6 protein-coding genes and 1 pseudogene are annotated in these 3,926 nt (G+C 61.2%); all 7 read right to left on the reverse strand.

The window, feature by feature from the left end; translation table 11 throughout:
- Window positions 1-506: F0F1 ATP synthase subunit delta (locus tag FFS27_RS29840; RefSeq protein WP_137952413.1), on the reverse strand; the 506-nt coding region annotated here is incomplete at its 3' end.
- 11 nt (window positions 507-517) lie between these two features.
- Entirely contained in the window at window positions 518-988 is a 471-nt protein-coding gene (locus FFS27_RS29845) for a F0F1 ATP synthase subunit B (RefSeq protein WP_003100235.1), read from the reverse strand.
- 57 nt (window positions 989-1,045) lie between these two features.
- On the reverse strand, window positions 1,046-1,303 hold the full coding sequence (gene atpE / locus FFS27_RS29850) for a F0F1 ATP synthase subunit C (protein ID WP_003097235.1): 258 nt from the start codon (window positions 1,301-1,303) through the stop codon (window positions 1,046-1,048).
- A gap of 49 nt (window positions 1,304-1,352) precedes the next feature.
- Complete coding sequence (atpB, locus tag FFS27_RS29855) at window positions 1,353-2,222, reverse strand: F0F1 ATP synthase subunit A (RefSeq protein WP_003097238.1); 870 nt, start codon at window positions 2,220-2,222, stop codon at window positions 1,353-1,355.
- A 16-nt stretch (window positions 2,223-2,238) separates the two neighbouring features.
- The gene (locus tag FFS27_RS29860) at window positions 2,239-2,619 is read right to left on the reverse strand and encodes a F0F1 ATP synthase subunit I (protein WP_003142186.1); all 381 of its coding nucleotides are present in this window, start codon (window positions 2,617-2,619) and stop codon (window positions 2,239-2,241) included.
- A 163-nt stretch (window positions 2,620-2,782) separates the two neighbouring features.
- Window positions 2,783-3,655, reverse strand: coding sequence for a ParB/RepB/Spo0J family partition protein (locus tag FFS27_RS29865; protein WP_003100240.1), 873 nt, complete (start codon window positions 3,653-3,655; stop codon window positions 2,783-2,785).
- Window positions 3,656-3,664: 9 nt separating this feature from the next.
- Window positions 3,665-3,926: pseudogene (soj, locus tag FFS27_RS29870) on the reverse strand (chromosome partitioning protein Soj); the annotation flags it as partial.

Raw genomic sequence — 3,926 nt, forward strand, 5'->3', positions numbered from 1 at the left:
GTCGGGGATGTGGATAAGCGACAGATTACCAAGTCACCGGCGCGAATGATCACGCCGCCGATCAGGCTCGCGTCTTCCGACGCATGTAGCCGCACTTCGCGACTGAGCCGGGCGCTGAGAGCCTTGGCGAGTTTGTCCTGCTGTTCTTTGCTCAAGGTGAAGGCACTGGTGACTTCTACCTCGACCGACTTTTCCTGCTCGGCCTTCAACTGCTCGTACATCTCAGCGATGGTCGGCAGCAGTTCGAGCCGCTTGTTCTCAGCCACAGTCCGGACGAAGTTCTGGGCTGGTGCATTCAGCTTGTCGCCGCACACATCGATCAGGCTCTGGGCCTTGGCCGAAGAGGTCAGCTGAGGCTCTTTGAGCAGCTGGCGCACGGTGTCGTCCTGCGACACTGCGGCCAGCACACCCAGCGCAGCCGACCAATCGGCCAGTTGCTGATGAGCCTGGGCGTACTCGAAAGCCGCCTTTGCGTAGGGACGAGCCAACGTGGTCAGTTCTGCCATAGCGCCCTCGCTTAGATCTCGGCTGCCAGTTTGGAAACCAGCTGCTCGTGCGCGTTTGCGTCGATCGAAGCACCCAGGATCTTCTCTGCGCCGGTGACGGCCAGGGCACCCACTTGGGCACGCAGGGCGTCCTTGACGCTGTTCAGTTCCTGTTCGATTTCCGCTTGGGCCTGGGCCTTCAGGCGTTCGCCTTCGGTACGGGCCTGGTCGCGGGCTTCATCGACGATCTGGTTAGCGCGTTTCTTCGCCTGTTCGACGATTTCGGCTGCCTGAGCCTTGGCTTCGCGCAGTTGCTGGCCCGCTTTCTCATGAGCCAGCTCCAGATCACGAGCCGCGCGGTTGGCAGCGTCCAGGCCGTCAGCGATCTTCTTCTGACGCTCTTGCAGAGCCGCGATGACCGGAGGCCACACGAACTTCATGCAGAACAGCACAAAGATGAAGAACGCAACGGACTGGCCAATCAGGGTTGCATTAATGTTCACGCCAACACCTCGCTCGTTCGTTGTCCGTCAAACACTCAAATCGAATGATTCGAGTGATTAGCCGGCGATTTGACCAACGAAGGGATTCGCGAAGGTGAAGAACAGGGCGATACCCACACCGATCATGGTCACGGCGTCCAGCAGGCCGGCGACGATGAACATTTTCACCTGCAGCATCGGAACCATTTCAGGCTGACGAGCTGCGCCTTCCAGGAACTTGCCACCCAGCAGACCGAAACCGATGGCGGTACCCAGGGCACCCAGGCCAATCAGCAGAGCAACGGCGATAGCAGTCAGTCCAACTACAGTTTCCATTTTTCCTCCCGACTTTTTGTCGTGTTGGTTAAAGGTTGAAGCGAATCGATTAATGGTTGTCTTCGTGCGCCATCGACAGGTAGACGATGGTCAGCATCATGAAGATGAAGGCCTGCAGGGTGATGATCAGGATGTGGAACACAGCCCACGCCCAGTTCAGGGCTACGCCCAGGGCACTCAGCAGGAACATTCCGCTACCGAACATGACGGCGATCAGAATGAAGATCAGTTCGCCGGCATACATGTTGCCGAACAGACGCAGCGCCAGCGAAACCGGCTTGGCGATCAGGGTCACGAACTCGAGCAGGAAGTTCACCGGAATCAGCAGGATCTGAACGACGATGTTCTTGCTGCTGAAGGGGTGCAGGGTCAGTTCACCGAGGAAGCCGCCGATGCCCTTGACCTTGATGCTGTAGAAGATGATCAGGGCGAACACCGAGATCGACAGGCCGAGGGTGGCGTTCGGGTCGGTGGTGGCCACCGCGCGGAAGAACAGGTGCTCGTCGCCGGTGATCTTCGCGGCCAGCATCGGCAGGTAGTCCACCGGTACCAGGTCGATCAGGTTGAGCAGGAAGATCCAGACGAACACGGTCAGGGCCAGGGGCGCGATCAACGGGTTGCGCCCGTGGAAGGTGTCCTTGACGCTGGTGTCGACGAACTCGACCATCACCTCGACGAAGTTCTGCAGTCCACCCGGCTGGCCGCTGGTGGCCTTCTTGGCTGCCAGGCGGAAGATGAACAGGAACACCACGCCGAGCAGTACCGACCAGCCCAGGGTGTCTACGTGGAATGCCCAGAAGCCCATTTCCTTGGCTTGCTCGGCGGTGTGGGCGAACCCCCAATCACCATTAGGCAGACGCCCGAAGGTCAGGTTCTGCAAGTGGTGCTGGATGTAACCCGAAGCGGTTTCTGCTGCCATGTTTGCCTCAATCGCTCTAAGGTCTTGTAAATGTTTTTCCCATCAGCAGGGGTGCGCACCAGCTGACCATCAGGGTCAGCAGATAGACACCGAACAGAGCCGGCGCCATCAGTGGCTTCACGCCTGCGAACGCCAGTGCGAAGAGCACCGCCGTCAGAATCAGTTTCCCGGCTTCGCCCGCATAGAAAGAGCGAACGATTTCCCGGGCAGCCCGCGCTCCGCTGAAACGGAACGCCTTGAAGGCGAAATAACAATTCGGCAACCAGGCGATCATCCCTCCCAGCAGTCCGGAATATCCGGCTACCGGTCCCCAAGAAATCCACAGGGAGATCGCAGCAACAAGCACTACTACCAGTTGGACGAGCAGCAATCTGAATGCCGGCAGGCGACTTGGCATGCGGGACTCCATCGCGCTCTCAGTCTTCTGGTGTCGGCACTGCCAAATCAACGACTTGGCATAAAAAGTGCCCACAAAATAGCGCGCAGAGTATAGGGGGGGAGTCCCCCCTGTTCAACTGGCTGGTAGTGATTTCCGACTACCCGCTACAACCCAAAGTGTGTCAACGGATGTGGGCGAGAACGCCCTGCAGTTCATCCAGGGAGCTGTAGCGGATGACCAGCTGTCCCTTGCCCTTCTGACCATGCCGGATCTGCACCGAAGCGCCCAGGCGCTCGGCCAGGCGCTGTTCCAGGCGGGCGATGTCCGGGTCGCTCTTGACCGGTCCCGCAGGCTTGCCCGGGGCATGCGTCCACTGCCGAACCAGGGCTTCGGTCTGACGTACGGTCAGCCCATGTGCGACAACATGTCGCGCCCCTTCCACCTGCCGTTCTGCCGGCAGACCGAGGAGCGCACGGGCATGGCCCATTTCCAGGTCGCCATGGGAAAGCAGGGTCTTGATCTCTTCCGGCAGGCCGATCAGGCGCAGCAGGTTGGTAATGGTCGCGCGCGACTTGCCGACCGCTTCCGCGACCTGCTGCTGGGTCAGCTGGAACTCCTGCTGCAGGCGTTGCAGGGCAGCGGCTTCCTCGATCGGATTGAGGTCCTCGCGCTGGATGTTCTCGATCAGCGCCATGGCGATGGCCGCTTCGTCCGGCACGTCGCGCACCAGCGCCGGGATCTTTTCCAGTCCGGCCTGCTGGCTGGCCCGCCAGCGCCGCTCGCCGGCGATGATCTCGTAGCGGCCATTGGCGATCGGCCGCACCACGATGGGCTGCATCACGCCCTGGGCCTTGATCGACTGCGCCAGTTCCTCCAGCGCCTGAGGGTCCATGTCGCGACGCGGCTGGTACTTGCCGCGCTGCATCAGGTCGAGGGGGATCTGCTGCAACTCGCGGCGGTCGGCCTGTACGGCTTCTTCCTGCAGTTTGGCGGGACTCGAGCCGCCCAGCAGGGCATCGAGCCCGCGTCCCAGTCCACGTTTCTTGGCTGCCATGCGGGTTCCTTATGCGGTTGCGGCGCGGCCTTTGGCGCGCTGGCGGCGGACCAGCTCGCCGGCCAGCGCCAGGTAGGCGATGGCGCCGCGGGATTGCTTGTCGTAAACCAGCGCCGGCATGCCGAAGCTGGGGGCTTCGGCGAGGCGCACGTTACGCGGGATGACGGTGCTGTAGAGGGTGTCGCCGAAATGCTCCTGCAACTGCGCGGAGACATCGTTGGTCAAGCTGATGCGCGGATCGTACATGGTCCGCAACAGCCCCTCGATCTTC

Origin of the sequence: Pseudomonas sp. 2VD (genome assembly GCF_005503585.1) — a bacterium.
Taxonomy (GTDB): Bacteria; Pseudomonadota; Gammaproteobacteria; order Pseudomonadales; family Pseudomonadaceae; genus Pseudomonas; species Pseudomonas aeruginosa.

Excerpts from the sequence above, each read along its gene's own strand:
- atpE (WP_003097235.1), bottom strand. The coding sequence starts at position 1,303 with ATGGAAACTGTAGTTGGACTGACTGCTATCGCCGTTGCTCTGCTGATT.
- atpB (WP_003097238.1), bottom strand. The coding sequence starts at position 2,222 with ATGGCAGCAGAAACCGCTTCGGGTTACATCCAGCACCACTTGCAGAAC.
- FFS27_RS29860 (WP_003142186.1), bottom strand. The coding sequence starts at position 2,619 with ATGCCAAGTCGCCTGCCGGCATTCAGATTGCTGCTCGTCCAACTGGTA.
- FFS27_RS29865 (WP_003100240.1), bottom strand. The coding sequence starts at position 3,655 with ATGGCAGCCAAGAAACGTGGACTGGGACGCGGGCTCGATGCCCTGCTG.